This window comes from Mycolicibacterium grossiae (assembly GCF_008329645.1).
GTDB lineage: Bacteria > Actinomycetota > Actinomycetes > Mycobacteriales > Mycobacteriaceae > Mycobacterium > Mycobacterium grossiae.
The window spans coordinates 5,373,343-5,398,076 of sequence record NZ_CP043474.1; the positions used below are offsets into that span (position 1 = coordinate 5,373,343).

Genomic DNA, 24,734 nt, shown 5'->3' on the forward strand with positions numbered 1-24,734 from the left:
GCGTTACCATCGCGCGATGCACGACGTGCCGCGCGATCCCGCCCCACGGCGCCCCGTGACCCGTCGCGACGCGTTGCGCTATGCCGCCGGGGCGGCGGCGCTCGCCGGACTCGGCACGGTGGCGTTGCCCGGCACCGCCGCGGCCGCCGGTCCCATGCTGATCGACTACGCCGCGACGCAGATCCCGGCCGAGCACATCAAGGCCGCCGGCTACGCGGGCGTCGTCAACTACGTGTCGCTCGACCGGCCGGGATCGTCGTTCGGCGCCAAACCGATCACGCTGCCCTACGCGCAGTCGCTGTCCGCTCAGGGACTGGTCATCGTCAGCAACTACCAGTACGGCAAGCCGGGCGGGACCGCGCCGTCGGACTACACCCGCGGCCAAGCCGGTGGCGTCGCCGACGCGCGCACCGGCTGGCAGCTGCACACCGCGGCGGGCGGCGGCCGCAGCGCGCCCATCTACTTCTCGGTCGACGAGGACATCAGCCGACAGACGTGGAACGACGTGGCGCTGCCGTGGTTCCGCGGGATCAACTCCGTGATCGGCGTGCAACGCACCGGCGTCTACGGCGGGATCGACGTGTGCCAGTGGGCGATCGCCGACGGCGTCGTCGGGGCCTCGAGCGTGCCGGGTTACCGCTGGGCGTGGCAGACGAAGGCGTGGTCGGGCACCAAGATCCATCCGCAGGCCGTCCTGTACCAGCGCATCGTGGACACGGCGTCGAACCCCGGCCCGCTGGTCGGCGGGGCGCGCGTCGACGTCAACGACGTCATGGCCCGCGACGTCGGGCAGTGGAACCTGCACCCCTGAGACACACCGGCTGAGCGTGACGCCGGGGTCACCACCGGCGCCGAGCGTGACGCTGAGGTCGCGCTCGGGCCCGCCGGTTCGCCCGCGCCGGGCCACAATGGGCTGATGGACCCCGGGCAGCTCGCCGACTTCCTACGCATCCGCCGCCAGGCGCTCCTCCCCGAGGACGTCGGCCTGCCCGCCGGGCTGCGGCGCCGCACCGTCGGCCTGCGTCGCGAGGAGGTCGCGGCGCTCGCCTCGATCTCCACCGACTACTACTGCCGGATGGAGCAGCGCCGCGCGCCGCAGCCGTCGACCGAGGTGCTGGCGTCGCTCGCCCGCGCGCTGCGGTTGTCGCTCGACGAACGCGACCACCTGTTCCGGCTCGCCGGCCACCACGCCCCGGCCCGCACGGTGAGCGGTGACGAGGTCAGCGCGGCCACGCTGCGGATCCTGGACCGGCTGCAGGACACTCCCGCGCAGGTGATGACCGCCCTCGGCGAGACGCTGGTGCAGACGCCCGCGGCCCGCGCGCTGCTCGGCGACGAGACCGTGCACACCGGCCTGGCCCGCAGCGTCCTCTACCGGTGGTTCACCGACCCCGCGGCGCGGCGGGTGTACCCGGAGTCCGATCACGCGCTGGTCGGGCGCTCCTTCACCGCGGGCGCACGCCTGGCGTACGCCCGCGACGGCGCGGGCTCGAAGGCCGCCCACGTCGTCGACTCCCTGCTCGCGCGCAGCGCCGAATTCGCCGACCTATGGGCCCGCCACGACGTCACCCAGGCGCCGGAGCTGACCAAGCGCATCGTCCATCCCCGCCTCGGTTGCCTCGAGGTGCAGTGCCAGAGCCTGCACGATCCGGTGACGCTGCACGTCCTGCTCGTCTTCACCGCTGCGCCCGGCTCGCCGAGCGAGGCCAAGCTGGCCGCCCTCGGCGCCGATCCGGCGGCGTACCTGCGCGATGTGCCCGCCGAGGCCGCGGTGCACTGACCGGGACCACCGATCCCTGGATGATCCGGCCCTGACGGCGTCGCCGCGCGCCTGCCACCGTCGATCTCATACGCGACGACGACGGGAGATCTGCGTGGATGAGACGGGAACGCCGGAGACCTGGGTGCCGGCACTGGACGGCAGGCTGGCCGTCATCACCGGCGGCAGCGACGGGATCGGCCTCGGGCTGGCCGGGCGGCTGGCTGCGGCCGGCGCCGAGGTGATCCTCCCGGTGCGCAATGCCGACAAGGGCCGCGCCGCCATCGACCGGATCACGCGCGCCGCCCCCGGGGCGACGGTCACGCTGCGCCGCCTCGACCTGGCCTCGCAACAGTCGATCGCCGACCTGGCGGGCGAGCTGGTCGCCGAGGGCCGGCCCATCCACCTGCTCGTCAACAACGCCGGCGTCATGACGCCGCCGCACCGCCAGACGACGGCCGACGGGTTCGAACTGCAATGGGGCACCAACCATCTCGGTCACTTCGCGCTGACCGCCCGCCTGCTGCCACTGTTGCGGGCGGGCCGCGCCCGCGTCACGACCCAGTCGAGCATCGCGGCGGCGTCGAACGGAATCAATTGGAATGACCTCGACTTCACGACGTCGTACTCCGCGGGCCGTGCCTACAGCCAGTCGAAGATCGCCAACCTGATGTTCGGCCTGGAGTTGCACCGGCGCAGCGCGGCGGCCGGCTGGGGCGTGACGAGCACCGTCTCGCATCCCGGCATCACGGCCACCAATCTGCTGGCGGCACAACCACACCTGGGCCGCACCCGCGACACACCCGCGGTCCGGGTGATCCGGGCGCTCGCCCGCGTCGGCATCCTCAGCCAGACGGTCGACCGCGGCCTGCTGCCCGCCCTGTACGCGGCCGTGCACCCCGACGCCCGCAGCGGCGCCTTCTACGGGCCGCGCGGGTTCCGGCACCTGTCCGGGCCGCCCGCGGAGCAGGAGGTGTACCGCCCCGCACGCGACGCCGCCGACGCCGCTCGGCTGTGGGAGGTGTCCGAACGGCTCGTGGGCGTGGCGTTCGCCGCCGTCTGAGTCGCCGCGACGGAGCAGCCGATCGACGCCGGCCGTGCCGTGCGTGAGGCAGTGGCTCCGCGGCGAGCAAGCACACCGGTCGCTTCAGTCGGGCAGCACGGTCAGGTGGAGCCGAGCGACGATCCGCAGCGCCTGCGCCGCGTCCGCACCGTCGAAGACTGCGGCATGTATTCCACGCATGGCCCCGGTGATGGCACGAGCTGCTGCCTCGACGTCGATGTCGGAATCCATTGCTGCGGCGCCGACCAACGTGCGCAACAGTCGCGCCACCGCCTGCTCGAAGGTGTCATGCCAACGCAGGGCGAAGCTGTCCGACCTCGGAACCCCGAGGTCGCGGAACAAGACGTGCGCCGACGGCGTGTCATAGATGGCTTCGGCCGACAACCGGAGGAAGAGGCTCAACTGCAGTGACGGATTCGACGGCCATTGGGCGTCTCGATAGCGCTGCCCCATGGCGTCGACCAGGACCGTGGCTGCGTCGTCGACCGCAGCCCGGAAGAGGTCGCGTTTGCTCTCGAAGTGATGGAAAGCGGTACGCAACGCGACGCCGGAAGACCGGGCCACCTCCTCGACGGTGATCTGGCTGTAGTCGCGATCCCGTAGCAGGGACTGCGTGGCGTGCAGCAAGCGGACGTCCGCGGGTTCCGGCTCCGGAGCGCCGTGCGACGCGTCGTGAGACCACCGGTACAGCGTGGCCGGGTGCACTCCCAACTCCCGCGCCACGATCGATGCGCGCTCACCCGCGAGGACGCGGTCGACGGCGGCGCGGCGCTCGACGTCGCTGCGGCGCGCCTTGGATCCCATCCGCCGATCGTACGGCGCATTGCATTTATTGCAGTTGATATGCAATAGTCGCGTTACAACAGCCGGGTGACGACGTGATGAGCCGCCGGCGCCGACGGAAGGGGGTATCGATGGTCGAGCCCTTTCACGCTTCCCGAGCCCTGATCACCGGGGCCAGTTCGGGAATCGGCGAGGCCTTCGCCCGGGCGCTCGCGCAGCGCGGCTGCGACCTCGTCCTGGTGGCCCGACGGCAGGATCGCCTCGACGCACTCGCAGACCGGCTCGAGGCCGATCACGGGATCTCCTGCACCCGAATCGCTTTCGACCTGTCCGTAGAGTCACCCGGCGGCCGGCTGCGCCAACTCGTCGACGGCGATATCGACCTGGTCATCAACAACGCCGGCTTCGCCACCCAGGGGCAGTTCCTCGACGTCGACGCGAGCGACTACGCGCGGGTATTGGCGGTCGACGTCGCAGCGGTCGTCGACATCTGCCATGCCTTTCTCCCTCAGATGATCCGACGCCGTCACGGCGCCATCATGAACATCAGCAGCACGACCGCCTATCAACCAGTACCTTCCCTGGCCGTGTATGCGGCGGCGAAGTCCTTCGTCCTCAGCTTCAGTCAATCGTTGTGGTACGAGGCGAGACAGCACGGGGTCACGGTATTCTCCTTCGCCCCCGGACCTACGCGGACCGAATTCTTCGACGTGATCGGCGAAACCGCCACGGCGGTGGGCCGGATGCAGACCGCCGACCAGGTGGCGGCGGCGGGCCTGCGCGCACTCGATCGCCGCCGCACTCCCCCGTCGGCGGTCTCGGGAGCGGGCAATGCGGTCGCCGCAGCGCTGGCGCGACTGGTCCCCCGGCGCGTACTCATGCCCGTCCTGGCGCGCTCGTTGCGGCCGCTGCGGGGTTCAGACGACCCCGTCCGTTGACGCAAACCTCAGACGGCAGGACATCGTTCACGACCTACGAGAGGAGCAGACCATGATCGTGGTGACCAGTGCAGCGGGCGGTGTCGGACGTCCGCTGGTTCGCGGCCTGGCGGCCGACCACCACCAGGTGCGGGCCTTCGTGAAGAACGAGGACCAAGCACGACGATCACGGGCCGACGGCGCGACCGACGTCGTGATCGGAGACCTTCGCCGCCCCGGCGATCTCGAATCGGCACTCCGCGAAGCGAGTCGGATCTATCACGCTGCTCCGACCCAGCTCATCGACGAACTCCCGGTGATCGAACGATTGATCGCAGCAGCCCGAACCGAGCACCTGGACCACGTCGTGTTCCACTCGGTGATTCATCCCGACATCGCCGAACTCCCCCACCACCGCCAGAAACTGTTGGCGGAGCGCGCGTTGCGGGATTCCGGGCTGCCCGTGACGATCCTCCGCCCCTCGCACTACATGCAGAACGTCCTGGAGTTCTGGGACTTCTTCGGTGCGGGGCTGCTCCCGTACCCGACCTCACCGGACAGCCCGATGGGACTGGTCGACGTCGAGGACATCGCTGCCGCGGCGGCCCACGTCTTGACCCATCCCGAGGGTCACGTCGGCCAGACCTATGACCTGTCCACCGTCGAACTCACCCGTCGCGAGATGGCGCGCATCTGGAGCCGAGTGCTCGACCACCCGATGACCGCCGTTCGGCTGCCCCCGGAGTCGTTGACGAACCCACTGTCGGCCGTGGGATCGTTCGGTCCCGCACTCGTGCAGTCACTGGTGTCGACCAGGCTCCGGTCCGTCCCCCACATCGTTCGCGGGCTCCGAGCCGCACCGAATGCCCGTGGTTTCCGGAGCTGGCCGGCCGACGCCCAGGACACGTACCTGCGGATGATGAGGTACTACGACGTGCACGGGCTGCCCGCCGGCGATTTCGCTGACCTGCCGAAGGTGTTGCCGCGGCCGGCCATCGACTACGAGCAGTTCGCGCGCCGTACCGCGGCAGAACGCGGTGTCGCCACTGCCTAGGCACCGTTTCGCTGCCACGACGCACCCTTGACACGGCGATCTCGACGTCGTACTCATGAGACATGACGGCAGATGTGTCTCACGAGGTGCCGGTGCGGTTCGCCCTCGCGACGGCCGAAACCTGGCCCGACCCCTGGCCGATGTACCGGGCGCTGCGCGATCACGACCCGGTGCACCACGTCGTCCCCGCCGACCGGCCGGACCACGACTACTACGTCCTGTCCCGCCACGCCGACATCTGGGCGGCCGCGCGCGACCACGGAACGTTCTCGTCGGCCGAGGGACTGACGGTGAACTACGGCGAACTCGACCTGATCGGGCTCGCCGACAACCCGCCGATGGTGATGCAGGACCCGCCGGCGCACACCGCCTTCCGCAAGCTGGTGTCGCGCGGGTTCACGCCGCGCCAGGTCGAGTCCGTCGAACCCCGGGTCCGCGCGTTCGTCGTCGAGCGCCTCGAGCGGCTGCGCGCCGCGGGCGGCGGCGACGTCGTGACCGAGCTGTTCAAACCGCTGCCGTCGATGGTCGTCGCGCACTACCTCGGCGTGCCGGAGGCCGACCGGGACCGCTTCGACGGGTGGACCGACGCGATCGTCGCGGCGAACACGACCGAGGGCGGGATCGGCGGGGCGCTCGACACGCTCGGCGAGGGTCTCGGCGAGATGATGGCGTACTTCACCGCGCTGGTGGAGAAGCGCCGCACCGACCCGCAGGACGACACGGTTTCCCATCTCGTCGCCGCCGGGATCGGCGTCGACGGCGACCTCGCCGGGCTGCTGTCGATCCTCGCGTTCACGTTCACCATGGTCACCGGCGGCAACGACACCACGACCGGGATGCTCGGCGGTGCGGTGCAACTGCTGCACCAGCGACCCGATCAGCGGGCGCTGCTGGCCGGCGACCCCGCGTTGATCGGCGACGCCGTGGAGGAACTGCTGCGGCTGACCTCGCCGGTGCAGATGCTGGGCCGCACCGCGACACGCGATGTCACGATCGGCGACGTCGACGTCCCCGCGGGGCGGCGCGTCATGCTGCTGTACGGCTCGGGCAACCGCGACGAACGCCAGTTCGGTTCCGACGCAGGCGAACTCGACGTCACCCGCCGCCCGCGGAACATCCTCACCTTCAGTCACGGCGCGCACCACTGCCTCGGCGCCGCCGCGGCACGCATGCAGTCCCGCGTCGCCCTGATCGAACTGCTTGCCCGCATCCCGGACTTCACGGTCGACGAGGACGCGATCGTCTGGTCCGGCGGGAGCTACGTGCGGCGGCCGCTGTCGGTGCCGATCACGGTGCGCTGATGGCCGACTGGCTGGCCGAGCGGCGCGGCGAGGTGGCCGCCGAGGCCATCCTCGACGCCGCCGAGGCGCTGTTCACCGAGCGCGGGGCGGCGAACGTCGGGATGCACGACATCGCCCGCGCGTCGGGCTGCTCCCGGGCGACGCTGTACCGCTACTTCGAGAACCGCGACGCGCTGTACGCGGCGTACGTGCACCGCGAAGCCCACCGGGTGTTCGCCGACCTGGCCGAGCGCATCCCGCGCACCGGCGACCGCAGCGAGCGGTTGCTCGCCGGCCTGACGACTGCGCTGCGCAGCGTGCGCGAAAGCCCCGCCCTGTCCTCGTGGTTCGTCGCCACGCAGCGTCCGCTCGGCGGCGAGATGGCCGAACGCTCCGAGGTCATCGGGGCGCTCACCGAGTCCTTCCTCGCCTCGCTGGATCTCGACGACGTCGCCCGCCGCGCCCGCTGGCTGGTGCGGGTGCTGGTGTCGCTGCTGGTCTTCCCCGGCCGCAACGCCGACGACGAGCGCACGATGCTGCAGCAGTTCGTGCTGCCCGCGGTCCTCGCGCCGACACTGCTGTCAGAACGCGATTCCGGCTGAGAACGCGATCTGACAGCAGGCTCGGCGGGGAGAACCGGCGCTCAGGTGCGCACCCGGGTGAATCGGTGCAGCAGCCACGCCAGCGGCACGGACACGACCATGGTCCAGAAGAACAGCCACCACGTCGACCCGGTGTAGATCGGGTAGCGCAGCAGCTCGACCATCACCAGTTCCATGGTGACGAGGTGGATCAGGAAGATCTCGTAGGAGATCTCGCCGAGGAACACCATGGGCCGGCTGGCCATTGCCCGGCCGTACAGGCCCCGGTCCCCCAGAGCCAGCGGCGCCACCACCAGCGTCGCGATCACGGCGTAGAACGCGGCCTTCGCCAGTCCCTCGTAGAGCTGGGCGGGCGACGTCGTGGGCGCTCCGGCGATCGGCGTCGACGCGATGACGTAGCAGACGACCGCCAGCGGGATGCAGATCGCCGCGTAGGCGCGGGCACCGGTCTCGCGCCACACCGCCAGCAGCATGCCGCCGATGAACCACGCCAGGTACGTCGGCAACCACAGCCGTGCGCCGTCGGGCAGGAACGACGTCAGGTGCACCAGCGTCAGCCACGCCGGGGTCACCAGGGCCAGCGCCGCGAGGCCCGCCAGCAGCAGGCCCGGCCGCCACCGCCGCCGACACAGCCCCACCAGCAGCACCCACGCCAGCAAGGGCAGCGCCACGTAGAACGCGGCCTCCACGGCGAGGCTCCACATCTGCGTCAGCCCCTGGTGCAGATAGGAGTACAGGTAGTCGTCGGTGTAGATCTGGGTCAGCGTGAGGTTGCGGAACAGCCCCTCCCAGGTGTGCCCGGGATTCGGTCCGGCCGTGCGGAAGTGGTACACCGCGTACGCCGCGAGCACCGTCACGACGTAGGCGGGCATGATGCGCCGCACCCGGTGCCAGGCGTAGCGCCGCACCGACGGCGCGTCGCGGCCCTGCGCCGCCGCGCGCACCCACGGACCGAACAGCAGGAACCCGGAGAGCACGAAGAAGATCGGCACTCCGATCTCCATGCGGGAGTAGACCAGACCCTCGAAGCCGTGGGTGTAGCGCCCGGTGGTGTACGCGGCGTGGGTGAGCACCACCAGGATCGCGGCGAGCGCGCGGACGCCCGTCAACGACGACACCCGGCCGGTGCTCACCGACTCCAGGCCGCCCACGTCGGGCTCGGTCGACGAACTCGCCGGGGCCGCGTCGCCCCGGCGCTGGGGCGACGTCACTCGTGCTTTCTGCCTCGATGCGGCTTGGGCCCCCGGTCGGGCGCCAGGTTGATCGGTACGCCCTGGATCTTGGTGTGCTCCAACGCCTTCAGCGTCTGCTTGCTCAGCTTCGCCGGCAACTCGACCAGCGAGTAGTCCAGCCGGATCGAGATGTGCCCGAAGTCGCTGCGGTGCAGCCCGCCCTCGTTGGCGATGGCGCCGACGATGGCGCCCGGCATCACCTTGTGCCGCTTGCCCACCGAGATGCGGTAGGTGGCCAGGTCGTCGCGCACCTCGCGGCGCTTGCGCGGCGGGCCGTCGTCGTCGCGGCCGGTGCGCTCGGGACGTTCGCGGCGCTTCTCCGGCGGCGGCTCCGTCATCAGGAACTCTCCGCCGTCGTGGCTCTGCAGCGCCAACGCGGCGGCGATGTCGGCCATCGGGACGTCGTGGTCGCGCTCGTAACCCTCGATCAGCTTGCGGAACAGGTCGATCCCGGGTGCGTTGAGGCCCTCGGTGATCGCGTCGCGGAACTTCTGCACGCGCTGGGCGTTGACGTCGTCTACCGACGGCAGCTGCGACTCGACGATCTTCTTGCGCGTCACGCGCTCGATGGAGTTCAGCAGATGCCGCTCACGCGGGGTCACGAACAGCAGCGCGGTGCCCGAACGCCCGGCGCGGCCGGTGCGCCCGATGCGGTGCACGTAGGACTCCGGGTCGTGCGGGATGTCGTAGTTGACGACGTGCGAGATCCGCTCGACGTCGAGACCGCGGGCCGCGACGTCGGTGGCGACCAGGATGTCGATCGAGCCGTCCTTGAGCTGCGCGATGGTGCGCTCGCGGGCGGCCTGGGCGATGTCGCCGTTGATGGCGGCCGCGGCGAACCCGCGGGCCCGCAGCTTCTCGGCGACCTCCTCGGTGGCCTGCTTGGTGCGGACGAACACGATCATCGCGTCGCCCTGCTCGACCTCGAGCAGCCGGGTGAGCGCGTCCATCTTCCGCGGGTAGGACACCTGGTAGTAGCGCTGCGTGATGTTCTCGGCAGTCTGGGTCTTCGCCTTGACGGTGACCTCGACCGGATCGTGCAGGTACTTGCTGGTGATCTTCTTGATCGCGGGCGGCATGGTCGCCGAGAACAGCGCGACCTGCTTGTACTCGGGCGTCTCGGCGAGGATGCGCTCGACGTCCTCGGCGAAGCCCATCTGCAGCATCTCGTCGGCCTCGTCGAGCACCATGTAGTCCAGGTGCGAGAGGTCGAGGCTGCCCTTCTCCAGGTGGTCGATCACGCGACCGGGCGTGCCGACGACCACCTGCGCGCCGCGCTTCAGCCCGGCCAGCTGGGGGCCGTAGGGCGACCCGCCGTACACCGGCAGCACGTTGACCCGCAGGTGCGCGCCGTAGCGGCCGAAGGCCTCGGCGACCTGCAGCGCCAGCTCGCGGGTCGGGGCCAGCACGAGGGCCTGGGTGGTGCGGCTGTCGGTGTCGATCTTGGACAGGATCGGGATGGCGAAGGCCGCGGTCTTGCCGGTGCCGGTCTGGGCGAGACCGACGACGTCGGAACCCTCCAGCATCGCCGGGATGGTGGCGGCCTGGATCGCGGATGGGGTCTCGTAGCCGACATCGGTGACCGCCTGCAGTACCTCGGGGCGAATCTGCAGGTCGGCGAAGGTGGTCTCGGCGCCGGGGGCGTCCGATTCGGGCGATGTCATCGGTGTGTCAGTCTACGGTGTTCTCCCGCCGCCAGCCGCCACGCTGCGGCAGCACCCGGGCGGACCCGGGTACCGTGCCCAGGTGTGAAGTGCATCGCGTGGCTGCCGTGCGTCTTCGCGGCACTCGGACTGACCCTGGTGCTCGCCGGCTGTGGATCGGGCGACTCGACCGTGTCGAAGACGCCGGAGGGCACCGTCCCGGCCGCCTCCCCCGCGCCGAGCGCCCCGCCGGCGCCCGAGCCGACGATCGCTCCCGGCCCCACGACGACGCCACCGCCCGCCGACCCGTGCGCGGTGAACCTCGCCGCGCCGGAGATCGCCAGGGCCGTCTCCGACCTGCCGCGCGACCCCCGCAGCAACCAGCCGTGGAGCCCGGAGCCGATCGCCGGCAACTACAGCGAGTGCGCGCCGCTGTCGGCGGTGATCATCAAGGCCAACACCAACGCCACCAACCCGAACACCCGGGCCGTGCTGTTCCATCTCGGCAAGTTCATCCCCACCGGGGTCCCGGACACCTACGGCTTCAACGGCATCGACGCGACCGCCACCACCGGCGACACCGTCGCGCTGCAGTACGCGGCCGAGGGCAGCGCGCTCAAGAGCGTCGTGCGGTTCCGGTGGAACGGCAACGGCGTCGAGTTGATCGGCAACACCGGCTGACTCGTCTTCTGGCGCCGAAATGACATTCCCTGCGCTCACGCCGCGCGTTTGCACGCAGGGAATGTCATTTCGGCGGAAGGGACGTCGGTGGGCCCGCCTACAGTGACCCACGTGAGGCCACCGTGTTCCTGACCGACGACCGTCGCGTCGTCTACAGCGCCTCGGATCTCGCAGCGGCCGCACGCTGCGAGTACGCGCTGCTGCGGTCGTTCGACGCGAAGCTCGGCTGGGGTCCGGCGGTGTCGGCGGACGACGACCTGCTGGCCCGCACCGCGTCGCTGGGCGCGGAGCACGAACGACGCCACCTCGACGAGGTGCGCGCGCTCGACGCCGACGTCGCGGTGATCGGCAGACCGGCCTACACCGTCGCCGGGCTGACGGCCGCCGCCGAGGCCACCCGCGCCGCCGTGGAACGGCGCGCGCCTGCCATCTACCAGGCGGCGATGTTCGACGGCCGGTTCGTCGGGTTCGCCGACTTCCTGATCCTCGAGGACGGTCCCGACGGGCCGCGCTACCGGCTGCGCGACACCAAGCTGGCCCGCTCGGTGAAGGTCGAGGCACTGCTGCAGCTCGCCGCGTACGCCGACGCGCTGCGCCGCAGCGGCGTGCCGGTGGCCGACGAGGTGGACCTCGTCCTCGGCGACGGCGCGGTGTCCACCTACCGGGTGGACGAGCTGCTGAGCGTCTACCTGCCGCGCCGCGACGCCCTGCAGCGCCTGCTCGACGCGCACCTCGCCGGCGGCACCGCCGTGGACTGGGCCGATGCCGGGGTGCGCGCCTGCTTCCGGTGCCCGGAATGCACGGAGAACGTGCGTGCCACCGACGACCTGCTGCTGGTCGCCGGGATGCGGGTGAGCCAGCGCGCCCGGCTGCTCGACGCCGGCATCACCACGGTGCACGCGCTCGCCCAGTGGGCCGGCCCGGTTCCCGAACTGTCCGCGCGCACCGTGGCGGGGCTGACGGCGCAGGCCCGCCTGCAGGTGGCCGACCGGACCGACGGCAAGCCGCCCTACGAGGTCGTCGACGCCCAGCCGCTCATGGTGCTGCCCGACGCCGACCGCGGTGACCTGTTCTTCGACTTCGAGGGCGACCCGCTGTGGACCGTCGACGGCCGCGAGTGGGGACTGGAGTACCTGTGGGGCGTCCTGACGGTGAACGACGAGTTCACCCCGTACTGGGCGCACGACCGTGCCAGCGAACGCCAAGCGCTCACCGACTTCCTGGCCATGGTCCGCAAGCGGCGCAAGCGCTACCCCGGCATGCACGTGTACCACTACGCGGCCTACGAGAAGTCGACGCTGCTGCGGCTCGCCGGCCGGTACGGCGTCGGCGAGGACGACGTCGACGACCTGCTCCGCGCGGGCGTGCTGGTCGACCTCTACCCGTTGGTGCGCAAGAGCATCCGGGTCGGCACCGAGAGCTACTCGATCAAGTACCTCGAGCCGCTGTACATGGGCAACGAGCTGCGCAGCGGCGAGGTCACCACGGCCGCCGACTCGATCACCCAGTACGCGAAGTACACCGCGCTGCGCGACGAGGGCCGCCTCGACGACGCGCAGGTGGTGCTCAAGGAGATCGAGGACTACAACCGCTACGACTGCCGCTCGACGCGCCGGTTGCGGGACTGGCTGATGGCGCGCGCCATCGAGTCCGAGGTGCCGCCGCGCGGCCCGCAGCCGGTCGGTGGCGAGGCCCCCGTCCCCCGCGTCGACGTCTCCGACGACGTCGACCGCGCCCTGTGCCGCTTCGCCGGTGACCCCACCGAGGAGCGCACCCCCGAGCAGACCGCGGTCGCCATGCTCGCCGCCGCGCGCGGGTACCACCGCCGCGAGGACAAGCCGTTCTGGTGGGCACACTTCGACCGGGTGAACAGCCCCGTGGAGGAGTGGTCGCACGATGGCTGTGTGTTCCTCGCCGAGAGCGGCGAGGTGGTCGCCGACTGGCACCAGCCGCCACGGGCGCGCAAGCCGCGGCGGCACGTGCGGCTGGCCGGCGAGCTGGCCAGCGGCGGACTCGATGCGCAGATGTACGCGCTCTACGACCCGCCCGCGCCGGCCGGGCTCGCCGACGATCCCGACCGCCGGGGTTTCGGCTTGGTCGACGTGGTGAGCTGCGACGATCCCGACGCGCCCACCGAGGTGGTGATCGTCGAGAAGCAGCCCAAGGACGGCGACGTCTTCGACCAGCTGCCGTTCGCCCTGACGCCGGGACCTCCCATCCCGAGCACGCCGCTGCAACAGTCCATCGAAGCGACCGCGTCGGCCGTCGCGGCCGGACTGCCCGCGCTGCCGCCCGACGCGGTGACCGACATCCTGCTGCGTCACCCGCCGCGCACCGTCTCCGGCGCCGGGCTCCCCCGCACCGGCGACGTGGCCGACGACGTCACCGCCGCGCTGCTGGACCTCGACGGGTCCTACCTCGCGGTGCACGGCCCGCCGGGCACCGGCAAGACGTTCACCTCGGCACGGGTGATCGCCCGGCTGGTCAACCGGCACGGCTGGTGTGTCGGCGTCGTCGCTCAGTCGCACGCCGTGGTGGAGAACCTGTTCGGCGACGTGATGCGCGCCGGAGTCGACGGCGCGCGCGTCGCCAAGAAGCTCAACACCACGAGTAGCGGCTGGACCGAGATCACCAACCCGCAGTTCGCCGGATTCATCGCCGACCACGCCGCTGACGGCACCGGCTGCGTGGTGGGCGGCACCGGCTGGGATTTCGCCAGCGACACCAAGATCCCGCGCCGGTCGCTCGACCTGCTGGTGATCGAGGAGGCCGGGCAGTACAGCCTGGCGAACACCGTCGCCGTCGCGTCGGCAGCCCGCAACCTGCTGCTGCTCGGCGACCCGCAGCAGCTGCCGCAGGTCAGTCAGGGCACGCATCCGGAACCGGTGGACCACTCCGCGCTCGGCTGGCTCGTCGACGGCCACCACACGCTGCCGCCCGAGCGCGGGTACTTCCTGGACCTCTCCTACCGCATGCACCCCGCGGTGTGCGGGCCGGTGTCGCGGCTGTCCTACGACGGCCGGCTGCGGTCGCACGAGGACGTCAGCGCCGCCCGGCGGCTCGAGGGCGTGGCACCCGGGGTCAGCGTCCTGACCGTCGAGCACGACGGCAATTCCACGCAGAGTCCCGAGGAGGCCGCCGCGATCGTCGATGCGACCGCGCGGCTGCTCGGCACCCCGTGGACCGACGAGCGCGGCACCGCGCCGCTCGAGGCGCGCGACGTCCTGGTGGTGACGCCGTACAACGCACAGGTGCTGACGGTTCGCCGGGCCCTGGACGCCGCGGGCCTCGCCGACGTCGAGGTCGGCACGGTCGACAAGTTCCAGGGCAGGCAGGCGCCGGTCGTGTTCGTGTCGATGACGGCGTCCTCGGCCGACGACGTCCCGCGCGGCGTGTCGTTCCTGCTCAACCGCAACCGGCTCAACGTCGCGGTCAGCCGGGCGAAGTACGCCGCCGTGATCGTGCGTTCGGCCACCCTCACCGACTACCTCCCGTCGACGCCGCACGGCCTGGTCGATCTCGGCGCGTTCCTGGCGCTGACGTCGGGCATCCCTGGATGAGCGCGGCGCTGGTCGACCGGCTCGCCGGCATCGTCGGCGCGCGGCACGTCAGCGTCGACCCGGACGTGCTGGCCGGGCGCTGCGTCGACTGGACCGGCCGCTACCGGGGCCGGGCATCGGCGCTGGTGCGCCCGGCGTCCGACGCCGAGGTCGCCGCGGTGCTGGTGGCCTGCCGCGACGGCGGCGCCCGGGTGACCGTGCAGGGCGGGCGCACGTCGCTGGTGGCCGGCACGGTGCCCGAGCACGACGACGTGCTGCTCTCCACCGAACGCCTCACCTTCGTCGGCGACGTCGACGCCGTCGAGCGCCGGGTGACCGTCGGCGCAGGCGTCACCGCGGCGGCGCTGCAGCGGGTGGCCGCCGACGCCGGGCTGGTCTTCGGCGTCGATCTCGCCTCGCGCGACACCGCCACCATCGGCGGCCTGGCGTCCACGAACGCCGGCGGTCTGCGCACCGTGCGGTACGGCGACATGGCCGAGCAGGTCCTCGGACTCGACGTGGCGCTGCCCGACGGGTCGATCGTGCGGCGGCACAGCGACGTCCGCAGCGACAACACCGGGTACGACCTGATCTCGCTGTTCGTCGGTGCGGAAGGAACGCTCGGCGTGATCACCGCCGTCGACGTCCGGCTGCACCCCACCCCGGCGCACCGGGTGACGGCGGTGGCGGGTTTCGCCGACCTCGCCGCCCTGCTGGCGGTGGGCCGCGCGCTGCGCGACGCCGACGGGATCGCCGCGTGCGAGCTGGTCGACGCCCGGGCGAGCACGCTGACCGCCGAGCATCTCGGCATCGCGCCGGCCGTCGACGGTGCGTGGCAGCTACTCGTCGAGCTGGCCGGTGACACCGACCAGACCGAGCGCCTCGCCGCCGCGCTGGCCGACGCGGATCTCGTCGGCGAGCCCGCCGTCGGCGTCGACGCCGTTGCCGCGCAACGTCTCTGGGCGGTCCGCGAAGCCGTCGGCGACGTGCTGGGCGTCTACGGTCCGCCGTTGAAGTTCGACGTGTCGCTGCCGTTGTCGCGCATCGCCGCGTTCGAGGCGTCGGCCGCGGCGTTGGTCGCCGAGCACGCGCCCGACGCGATCCCGGTGCTGTTCGGCCACGTCGGCGAGGGCAACCTGCACCTGAACCTGGTGCGCTGCACACTATCCGGTGACGGCGAGCGCGCGCTGTACACCGCGATGATGGCGCTGATCGCCGACCATCACGGCAACGTCAGTTCCGAACACGGCGTGGGCAGCCGCAAGCGTGCGTACCTCGGCATGTCGCGCTCGGCCGAGGACGTCGCCGCGATGCGCGCGGTGAAGGCCGCCTTCGACCCGGAGGGCTACCTCAACCCGGCGGTGCTGTTCGACTGACGCGTCAGGCGTCTCGGAAGGGCATGGAGTGCTTGCCGTAGGTGCCGGCATCGCCGTCGTCGCGGGCGGTCTCGTCGCGGCTGTGGCGGCCGCGGCGCGCGGGCGGCGGGACGTCGCGGTGCTCGCCGCCGACGTCGCGGTGCTCACCGCCGCCGATGCGGAAGCCGTCGACACCAGCGCCATCGACACGGAAGCCGTTGACACCAGAGCCGTTGACGTGAGAGCCGCCGACGTGAAAGCCGTTGTGCGCGTGGCCGATCGCGGCGGGGTCGGGTTCTCGCGCCGGGACCGACGGGACGTCGTCGGCGGCCAGCAGATCGTCGAGGATGCTGCGCCACGCGGGTGCGGCGGGCTGCTCGTCGATCCGCGGGTGCACGTCGGTGACCTCGGCGGCCCCGGGCGGCGGGACGGCAGCGGGCCGGTGGTCGTCGTGCCCGTCGGCGGCCTCGGCGTCGCGGCGGTCCTCTACCGCGAGGTGCTCCCAGCTGTCGACGGGTCCGCCGTGCCACTCGTCGGCCGGGGCGGGCAGCGGGTGCTCGACGTGCGCGTGCAGCGGCTCGGTCACGCCGTCGTCGGCGGCGGGCTCGGCCACCACGGTGGCCGCGCGCCTGCCCACGCCGCGGTGGTGCTCGGTACCGCCCGCGCCATGGTCGTGGGCACCGTGGTCGACCTCGTACTCCAGGTACTCGTCGTCGTCGTGGAACCAGTCCGGCTCCTCGGCACGGCGCGCCGGAGCGGCGGCGCGGCGGGCCGGCGTGGCGGACCCGCGCAGGAACACCGCCGCCACCACGCCGAGCAGCGCGACGAAGGCCGGCAGCAGCAGCGACTGCGAGAGCGCCGCCGCGAACGGCGGATGCAGGAAACCGGGCAGGTGGGTGACCGAACCCTCGCCGCCCGCCGGGCGCTCACCGGCACCGGGCATCTCGGCGCTGAGGCGCGCCGTCATGAACGCGGCCATCCCGGCGCTGCCCAGCACGCCGCCCACCTGGCGGGTGGCGTTGTAGACGCCGGACCCGGCGCCGGCGAGGTCACCGGGCAGGTGTCGGGTGGCGGTCGCGGCGAGCGGCGACCAGATGAACGCCATGCCGATGCCCATCAGGGTCAGCGGCAGCACCAGACGCCAGATGGGGGTGGTGGCCGTCATCTCCACCGACAACCAGGTCAGCGCGATCGCCAGCGCCGAGAAGCCGAAGCCGACGATGGGCGTCGGCGGGTACCGGTCGACGAGCTTGCCGACGACCGGCGCCAACCCGCCCGATGCGATCGCCATGGGTGCGGTGAGCAGTGCCGCGCGCGTGGGCGACAGCCCGCACACCGCCTGGGCGTAGAACATCACCGGCAGGATCATCGCCGTCACGGCGAAGCCGATCACCGCGATGCCGAGCGTCGACACGCTGAAGTCGCGGTCGCGGAAGATCCGCAGCGGGATCAGCGGTTCTCCGGGATGCACCGACTGCCAGTAGACGAAGGCCGCCATGAATCCCAGGCCGAGGACGATGAGGCCCCAGATCCACACCGCCCAGTCGTGCGACTGGCCCTCCTGCAGGCCGAACACGATGAGGAACATGCCGAGCCCGGACAGCAGCACGCCGAGGACGTCGAAGCCGCGGACCTCGGTGGGCAGCGCGGGCACCAGCCACCACGCCAACAGCAGCCCCAGCACGCCGACCGGAACGTTGACGATGAAGATCCACTGCCAGCCCAGGCCGCCCACCAGCACGCCGCCGGCGAGCGGTCCGACCAGCGTGGCGACGCCCGCGGTGGCACCCCAGATGCTCAGCGCCACCCCGCGGCGCTGCGCGGGGAACAGCCGGGTGATGGCCGACAGCGTCTGCGGGGTGAGCAGCGCGGCGCCGACGCCCTGCACGACGCGCGCGGCGATCAGCATCTCGATGCTGCCCGCCAGCCCGCACCACAGCGACGCCGCCGTGAAGATCGCCAGGCCCGACAGGTACAGCGTCTTGGGCCCATACCGGTCGCCGAGCCGGCCGGCCAGCAGCAGCGGCACGGCGTAGGCCAGCAGGTAGGCGCTGGTGACCCAGATGACGGCGTCGTAGTCGGCGCCGAGGGCGTCCATGATCGACGGATTGGCGACCGCGACGATGGTCGCGTCGACCAGGATCATGAAGAAGCCGACCATCATGGCCCACAGCGCGTGCCACGGGTCGGCGGTGCGCGCGTCGGTCGCCCGCCACCGTGCGAGCGTGTTCAAGGCCCCCGTCATCTGAAGGCCCCCGTCATCCCAAGTCCCCCGTCACCGCACCCGGGCGGCGGGCAGCCACCGGCGCCCGGCCCGGTCGGGTCGGCGGTGCGGCGTCGGCCGCGAGGGGAAGTGCTCGCACGGTCAATCGGGTCTTACTCGGTGAGGAGGGGTTCGGGCCCGACGCTACGGACCACGACCCATCGCGACAAGTCGCCGCCGCATCCGACGGCGGTGCTCATGCCGGTTCGGCCGCCGCACCCACGGGCAGCGCGGCGTCGTCGTCGTCCGACCCCGTCGCGAGCGACCCCAGCAACGCGGCCAGCGCGACCGCCGCACCGACGGTCATCACGACGGCCAGCGCCAGCTCGTCGTTGCCGAGGATGCCGACGAGCGGCGCGACGGCGGCACCGAGGCCGAACTGGGCGGCGCCGAGCAGCGCGGCCGACGTTCCCGCGGCGTCCTGGTGCCGGGACAGCGCCACGGCCGGCGCATTGGGGATGACGAAGCCCATCGCGGCGAGGATCAGCCACACCGGCACGACGAACGCCGCCAGCCCGCCGACGCCCACCGCGGCCAGCGCCACGAACACCACACCGACCACCGTCGACGCGATCAGCGCGCCGACCACGATGCGCTGCGGGGTGAAGCGGCGCAGCAGCACGACGTTGAACTGCGTCGCCCCGATCAGCGCCACTGCGCCGGCACCGAAGACCAGCGCAAAGGCCTGCTGATCGAGCCCGTATCCGCCCTGCAGGACGAACGACGCACCGGCGATGTAGGCGAACAGCCCGGACATGCCCAGCGCGGCGACGAGCACCAGGATGACGAAGCGGGCGTCGCGCAGCAGCTGGCCGTAGGTGGTGACGATGCCGCGCACCCGCAGCGGCCTGCGGTGCGACGGCGGCAAGGTCTCCGGTAGCGCGAACACCGCCACCAGCAGCAACGCGCCGGCGAGCACGACCAGCACCGCGAACACCCAGTGCCACGAGCCGTGCAGCAGTACCGCGGCGCCCAGCGACGGCGCCACCACCGGGGCGACGCCGAGCACCAGCATGAGGCGCGACATCACGGTCGCGGCCCGTGAGTCGGTGAAGAGGTCGCCGACGACGGCGATCGCTACGACCATGCCCGCGGCCGCCCCCATGCCCTGCAGTCCGCGGGCGACGCCGAGCACGGCGATGTTGGGCGCCAGCAGGCACAGCACCGAGGCCACCATGTGCAGCACGATGCCCGCCATCAGCGGGCGCCTGCGCCCGAGCGAGTCCGACAGCGGACCGATGACCAGCTGTCCCAACGCCAGCCCGACCAGCGTGCCGGTGAGCGTCAGCTGTACCACCGAGGAGGACACCGAGAGTTCCTCGCCGATGCGCGGCAGGGCCGGCAGGTACATGTCGATGGTGAGCGGGCCGAGGGCCACCAGCAGGCCAAGGACGACGATCATGCGCAAGGTGCCCGGCGTCGCGGGCGCGGGATCGACGGTCGTCACGGCGTCGGCGCTCCTGAGGTCCACGTGCTGCGATGCTGCCATGAAGGTGGTTAGCAATGCATAACGATTATTTCTTCCCGCAGGTCACCGGCCGCGGCGTGACCACGCTCACGCCGGGGCACCCGGGTGCCGCCGCCGCGCGTCGACCTCGACGTAGCCTGGAGGTTCCTCGTGGGCACCTCGGAGGGGAGAAGGATGTTCGCTCGCAAGAAGCACGAGACCGGCGCGGCCGCCGAGGACCCCAGCCTGGCGGTGAAGACGCTCTCGCAGATCCTCGAGCGTGGCGCCCGCGTGCAGGCGCCCGCCGTACGGGCCTACGTGCAGCGGCTGCGCGACCAGGATGCCGGCGCCTCCCCCGCCGACGTGGTCGCCAAGCTGGAGAAGCACTACGTCGCCGCGGTGATGGCCAGCGGCGCCGCCGTCGGGTCGGCCGCCGCGTTCCCCGGCATCGGGACACTGGCGGCGATGTCGGCGGTCGCCGGCGAGACCGTGGTCTTCCTCGAGGCGACCGCGGTGTTCGTGCTGGCCGTGGCGGAGGTGCACGGCATCCCGGCCGAGCACCGCGAGCGGCGCCAGGCCCTGGTGCTCGCGGTGCTGGTCGGCGAGGACGGCCGGCGCGCAATGCTCGACCTCGTCGGACCGGGCCGCACCAAGGGCGCGTGGCTGGCCGACGGCGCGGCCTCGCTGCCGCTGCCCGCGGTGTCGCAGCTGAACTCCCGGCTGCTGAAGTACTTCGTCAAGCGCTACGCGCTCAAGCGCGGCGCCATCGCCTTCGGCAAGCTGCTCCCGGTGGGGGTGGGGGCCGTCGTCGGCGGCGTCGGCAACCGCGTGATGGGCCGCAAGATCGTCGACAACGCCCGGACGGCGTTCGGGACTCCACCCGCGCGGTGGCCGGCCGCCTTGCATCTGCTGCCGACCCCGCCGAACGCGCTCGAGGGATGACTCCCGAGGAATGACGATGACGTCCGTCGGCGACCGTTCACCGCACGCCGGTGACCGGCCGTCGGACCGACACCCACCGAACACAACGACCATAAGGCCGTTGCCGTGGTCCGCCGCGATGCCGAGGGATAGCCTGAGAGATGGCGCAAGGGTGGGCCACACCGCAAGACATTCGGGCGAGCGGGCACGTGCCGGTTCGCAAGGGCAGAAGGAATCGAGGCGACAGCTGCCGTGAGCAGTTCACCTTCACCATTCGGACAGAACGAATGGCTGGTCGAGGAGATGTACCGCAAGTTCCGGGAGGACCCCTCCTCGGTGGACCCGAGTTGGCACGAGTTCCTCGTCGACTACGCACCGGAACCGGCGAACGACACCTCGGCGGTGACCGCCAACGGCACCGCGAACGGCAGCCGCTCCTCGAGCGCCAACGGCAAGGGTGAGCCCAAGACCCCGCCCACCCCCGCGCCCGCGCCGCCTCCCGGATCCAACGGCGCCTCGTCCGCCTCCAAGCCCGCCTCGAAGTCCGCCGCGACGTCCGCCTCCGCGCCGGCCGCCAAGCCCGCCGAGCCGAAGCCCGCCGCCAAGTCCGAGGCCAAGCCCGCCGCCAAGCCGGAGGCGAAGCCCGCCGCGAAGTCCGAGGCGAAGCCCGCCGCGCCCGCGACCAAGCCGGCGACGTCGTCGACGGCCGCGAACCCCGAGCCCGCCAAGCCCAAGGCGCCGGCCGCGGCCGCCGCCGAGGACGACCAGACCCAGGTGCTGCGCGGCGCGGCCGCAGCGGTCGCCAAGAACATGAGCGCCTCGCTCGAGGTACCGACCGCGACCAGCGTGCGGGCCATCCCGGCGAAGCTGATGATCGACAACCGCGTCGTCATCAACAACCACCTCAAGCGCACGCGCGGCGGCAAGATCAGCTTCACCCACCTGCTCGGCTACGCCATCGTGCAGGCGGTCAAGAACTTCCCGAACATGAATCGGCACTTCGCCGAGGTCGACGGCAAGCCGAACGTCGTCACGCCCGCGCACACCAACCTCGGCCTGGCGATCGACCTGCCCGGCAAGGACGGCAACCGCTCGCTGGTGGTCGCGGCGATCAAGAAGGCCGACACCATGCGGTTCGGCCAGTTCATCGCCGCCTACGAGGACATCGTGCGGCGCGCCCGCGACGGCAAGCTGACCGCCGAGGACTTCGCCGGCGTCACCATCTCGCTGACCAACCCGGGCACCATCGGCACCGTCCACTCGGTGCCGCGCCTGATGCGCGGCCAGGGCGCGATCATCGGCGCCGGCGCCATGGAGTACCCGGCCGAGTTCCAGGGCGCCAGCGAGGAGCGCATCAACGAGGTCGGCGTCGGCAAGCTGATGACGCTCACGTCGACCTACGACCACCGGATCATCCAGGGCGCCGAGTCGGGCGACTTCCTGCGGACCATCCACCAGCTGCTGCTGTCCGACGACTTCTTCGACGAGATCTTCCGCGAGCTGGGCATCCCGTACGAGCCGGTCCGCTGGCGCACCGACAACCCGGACGCCATCACCGACAAGAACGCCCGGATCATCGAGCTGATCGCGGCGTACCGCAACCGCGGCCACCTGATGGCCGACATCGACCCGCTGCGGCTGGACAAGACACGCTTCCGCAGCCACCCCGACCTCGACGTCAACACCCACGGCCTGACGCTGTGGGACCTCGACCGCGAGTTCAAGGTCGACGGCTTCGCCGGCGCGCAGTACAAGAAGCTGCGCGACGTGCTGTCGGTGCTGCGCGACGCGTACTGCCGCCACGTCGGCGTGGAGTACACCCACATCCTGGAACCGGAGCAGCAGCGCTGGATCCAGGAGCGCGTCGAGGCCAAGCACGAGAAGCCGACGGTCGCCGAGCAAAAGTACATCCTGAGCAAGCTCAACGCCGCCGAGGCGTTCGAGACGTTCCTGCAGACCAAGTACGTCGGACAGAAGCGGTTCTCGCTCGAAGGTGCCGAGACGGTGATCCCGATGATGGACGCCGCGATCGACCAGGCCGCCGAGCACGGACTCGACGAGGTCGTCATCGGCATGCCGCACCGCGGCCGGCTCAACGTGCTGGCCAACATCGTCGGCAAGCCGTACAGCCAGATCTTCAGCGAGTTCGAGGGCAACCTGAACCCGAGCCAGGCGCACGGCTCCGGTGACGTGAAGTATCACCTCGGTGCGGGCGGCACGTACCTGCAGATGTTCGGCGACAACGACATCGAGGTCTCGCTGGTGGCCAACCCCAGCCACCTCGAGGCCGTGGACCCGGTGCTCGAGGGCATCGTGCGCGCCAAGCAGGACGTCATCGACAAGGGCAACGGCCCCGACGGATTCACCGTCGTGCCGCTGATGATGCACGGTGACGCCGCGTTCGCCGGGCAGGGCGTGGTTGCCGAGACGCTGAACCTGGCGCTGCTCCGCGGCTACCGCACCGGCGGCACCATCCACATCGTCGTCAACAACCAGATCGGGTTCACCACCTCGCCGGTCAACTCGCGCTCCAGCGAGTACTGCACCGACGTGGCAAAGATGATTGGCGCACCGATCTTCCACGTGAACGGCGACGACCCGGAAGCGGCCGCGTGGGTGGCGCGCCTGGCGGTCGACTTCCGGCAGAAGTTCAAGAAGGACGTCGTCATCGACATGCTGTGCTACCGCCGCCGCGGGCACAACGAGGGCGACGACCCGTCGATGACGCAGCCGTACATGTACGACGTCATCGACACCAAGCGCGGTGTCCGCAAGACCTACACCGAGGCGCTGATCGGCCGCGGCGACATCTCGATGAAGGAGGCCGAGGACGCACTGCGCGACTACCAGGGCCAGCTCGAGCGGGTCTTCAACGAGGTCCGCGAACTCGAGAAGCACGACATCGAGCCCAGTGAGTCCGTCGAGTCGGATCAGGTGACGCCGCAGGGTCTTTCGACCGCCGTCGACAAGTCGCTGCTGGCCCGCATCGGCGACGCGCACCTGTCCTTCCCCGACGACTTCACGGTGCACCCGCGCGTCAAGCCGGTGCTGGAGAAGCGCCGCGAGATGGCCTACGAGGGCAAGGTGGACTGGGCGTTCGGCGAACTGCTCGCCCTCGGCACGCTGGTGTCCGAAGGCAAGCTGGTGCGGTTGAGCGGCCAGGACACCCGCCGCGGCACCTTCACCCAGCGCCACTCGGTGATCATCGACCGCAAGACCGGTGCGGAGTTCACGCCGCTGCAGCTGCTGGCCACCAACACCGACGGCACGCCGTCGGGTGGCAAGTTCATGGTGTACGACTCGGCGCTGTCGGAGTACGCGGCCGTCGGCTTCGAGTACGGCTACTCCGTCGGCAACCCCGACGCCATGGTGCTGTGGGAGGCGCAGTTCGGCGACTTCGTCAACGGCGCGCAGTCGATCATCGACGAGTTCATCAGCTCCGGTGAGGCGAAGTGGGGCCAGCTGTCCGACGTCGTTCTGCTGCTGCCGCACGGTCACGAGGGCCAGGGCCCCGACCACACCTCGGGCCGCATCGAGCGGTTCCTGCAGGTGTGTGCGGAGGGGTCGATGACGGTGGCCATGCCGTCGACGCCGGCCAACTACTTCCACCTGCTGCGCCGGCACGGCCTGGACGGCATCCACCGGCCGCTCATCGTGTTCACGCCGAAGTCGATGCTGCGCAACAAGGCGGCGGTCAGCGACATCCGCGACTTCACCGAGCAGAAGTTCCGCTCGATCCTCGAGGAGCCGACGTACACCGACGGTGACGGCGACCGGTCGAAGGTGAAGCGCGTGCTGTTGACCAGCGGCAAGATCTATTACGAGCTGGCGGCCCGCAAGGCCAAGGAGAAGCGCGAGGACGTGGCGATCGTGCGCGTCGAGCAGCTCTACCCGCTGCCGAAGCGCCGTCTCGCCGCGACGCTGGACGAGTACCCCAACGCCGAGCAGTTCTGCTGGGTGCAGGAGGAGCCGGCCAACCAGGGTGCGTGGCCGACGTTCGGCCTGACGATGCCGGAGTCGTTGCCGGACAAGCTGACCGGGATCAAGCGCATCTCGCGCCGCGCCATGTCGGCCCCGTCGTCGGGCAGCTCGAAGGTGCATGCCGTGGAGCAGCAGGAGATCATCGACGAGGCGTTCGCCTGATCGTCGGGTGTGGCCGTCATGCGACGGTCACACCCCCGGTCGGCCGCGGTCG

Annotated in this window: 17 protein-coding genes; 12 read left to right on the forward strand and 5 right to left on the reverse strand. The window is 71.3% G+C overall.

What is annotated here, in order from left to right; all coding sequences use genetic code 11:
- Positions 1–16: 16 nt before the first annotated feature.
- The 3 genes from FZ046_RS25680 (at position 17) to FZ046_RS25690 (ending at position 2,822) form a co-directional block, all read left to right on the forward strand.
- A complete protein-coding gene (locus FZ046_RS25680) occupies positions 17–811 on the forward strand; it encodes a DUF1906 domain-containing protein (RefSeq protein WP_070352962.1) in 795 nt (264 codons plus the stop codon).
- A gap of 105 nt (positions 812–916) precedes the next feature.
- Positions 917–1,780, forward strand: coding sequence for a helix-turn-helix transcriptional regulator (locus tag FZ046_RS25685; protein ID WP_070352961.1), 864 nt, complete (start codon positions 917–919; stop codon positions 1,778–1,780).
- Between the two features lie 94 nt (positions 1,781–1,874).
- Positions 1,875–2,822: an SDR family oxidoreductase gene (locus FZ046_RS25690; protein WP_070352960.1), complete on the forward strand. Its 948-nt coding sequence runs from the start codon at positions 1,875–1,877 to the stop codon at positions 2,820–2,822.
- A gap of 84 nt (positions 2,823–2,906) precedes the next feature.
- Here the strand turns inward: FZ046_RS25690 and FZ046_RS25695 are convergent, their stop codons facing one another.
- On the reverse strand, positions 2,907–3,626 hold the full coding sequence (locus FZ046_RS25695) for a TetR family transcriptional regulator (protein ID WP_070352959.1): 720 nt from the start codon (positions 3,624–3,626) through the stop codon (positions 2,907–2,909).
- A gap of 110 nt (positions 3,627–3,736) precedes the next feature.
- Between FZ046_RS25695 and FZ046_RS25700 the strand changes: the two genes are divergently transcribed.
- From FZ046_RS25700 to FZ046_RS25715, 4 genes are all read left to right on the forward strand, one after another.
- Positions 3,737–4,543: an SDR family NAD(P)-dependent oxidoreductase gene (locus FZ046_RS25700; RefSeq protein ID WP_070352958.1), complete on the forward strand. Its 807-nt coding sequence runs from the start codon at positions 3,737–3,739 to the stop codon at positions 4,541–4,543.
- A 52-nt stretch (positions 4,544–4,595) separates the two neighbouring features.
- Entirely contained in the window at positions 4,596–5,576 is a 981-nt protein-coding gene (locus FZ046_RS25705) for an SDR family oxidoreductase (RefSeq protein ID WP_070352957.1), read from the forward strand.
- Positions 5,577–5,638: 62 nt separating this feature from the next.
- Entirely contained in the window at positions 5,639–6,877 is a 1,239-nt protein-coding gene (locus tag FZ046_RS25710; protein WP_070352956.1) for a cytochrome P450, read from the forward strand.
- Positions 6,874–7,458 carry a TetR/AcrR family transcriptional regulator gene (locus FZ046_RS25715; RefSeq protein WP_246183096.1) on the forward strand — a complete coding sequence of 195 codons (585 nt, stop codon included), beginning with the start codon at positions 6,874–6,876 and terminating at the stop codon, positions 7,456–7,458. Before FZ046_RS25710 ends, FZ046_RS25715 begins: the two co-directional genes overlap by 4 nt.
- A gap of 41 nt (positions 7,459–7,499) precedes the next feature.
- On the opposite strand, the gene FZ046_RS25720 is transcribed toward FZ046_RS25715, so the two are convergent.
- The gene (locus tag FZ046_RS25720; RefSeq protein WP_070352954.1) at positions 7,500–8,669 is read right to left on the reverse strand and encodes an acyltransferase family protein; all 1,170 of its coding nucleotides are present in this window, start codon (positions 8,667–8,669) and stop codon (positions 7,500–7,502) included.
- Positions 8,666–10,354, reverse strand: coding sequence for a DEAD/DEAH box helicase (locus FZ046_RS25725; RefSeq protein ID WP_070352953.1), 1,689 nt, complete (start codon positions 10,352–10,354; stop codon positions 8,666–8,668). The genes FZ046_RS25720 and FZ046_RS25725 overlap by 4 nt, the downstream gene beginning before the upstream one ends.
- Before the next feature lie 93 nt (positions 10,355–10,447).
- Between FZ046_RS25725 and FZ046_RS25730 the strand changes: the two genes are divergently transcribed.
- The 3 genes from FZ046_RS25730 to FZ046_RS25740 all read left to right on the forward strand — a co-directional run bounded on the left by FZ046_RS25730 (position 10,448) and on the right by FZ046_RS25740 (position 15,929).
- Positions 10,448–11,014, forward strand: a complete 567-nt coding sequence (locus FZ046_RS25730; RefSeq protein ID WP_407664488.1) for an LppP/LprE family lipoprotein — start codon at positions 10,448–10,450, stop codon at positions 11,012–11,014.
- A 122-nt stretch (positions 11,015–11,136) separates the two neighbouring features.
- Positions 11,137–14,574, forward strand: coding sequence for a TM0106 family RecB-like putative nuclease (locus FZ046_RS25735; protein WP_070352952.1), 3,438 nt, complete (start codon positions 11,137–11,139; stop codon positions 14,572–14,574).
- Positions 14,571–15,929, forward strand: coding sequence for an FAD-binding oxidoreductase (locus FZ046_RS25740; RefSeq protein ID WP_070352951.1), 1,359 nt, complete (start codon positions 14,571–14,573; stop codon positions 15,927–15,929). Before FZ046_RS25735 ends, FZ046_RS25740 begins: the two co-directional genes overlap by 4 nt.
- A 4-nt stretch (positions 15,930–15,933) precedes the next feature.
- Here the strand turns inward: FZ046_RS25740 and FZ046_RS25745 are convergent, their stop codons facing one another.
- Both FZ046_RS25745 and FZ046_RS25750 read right to left on the reverse strand, forming a co-directional pair.
- Complete coding sequence (locus tag FZ046_RS25745) at positions 15,934–18,153, reverse strand: MFS transporter (protein ID WP_176749551.1); 2,220 nt, start codon at positions 18,151–18,153, stop codon at positions 15,934–15,936.
- A gap of 214 nt (positions 18,154–18,367) precedes the next feature.
- The gene (locus tag FZ046_RS25750) at positions 18,368–19,660 is read right to left on the reverse strand and encodes a multidrug effflux MFS transporter (protein ID WP_070352950.1); all 1,293 of its coding nucleotides are present in this window, start codon (positions 19,658–19,660) and stop codon (positions 18,368–18,370) included.
- A 153-nt stretch (positions 19,661–19,813) separates the two neighbouring features.
- Here FZ046_RS25750 and FZ046_RS25755 point away from each other — a divergent pair, with 153 nt between their 5' ends.
- Positions 19,814–20,560: a hypothetical protein gene (locus FZ046_RS25755; RefSeq protein WP_070352949.1), complete on the forward strand. Its 747-nt coding sequence runs from the start codon at positions 19,814–19,816 to the stop codon at positions 20,558–20,560.
- Between the two features lie 231 nt (positions 20,561–20,791).
- The gene (locus FZ046_RS25760) at positions 20,792–24,682 is read left to right on the forward strand and encodes a multifunctional oxoglutarate decarboxylase/oxoglutarate dehydrogenase thiamine pyrophosphate-binding subunit/dihydrolipoyllysine-residue succinyltransferase subunit (RefSeq protein WP_083298190.1); all 3,891 of its coding nucleotides are present in this window, start codon (positions 20,792–20,794) and stop codon (positions 24,680–24,682) included.
- The last annotated feature ends 52 nt before the right edge of the window (positions 24,683–24,734 follow it).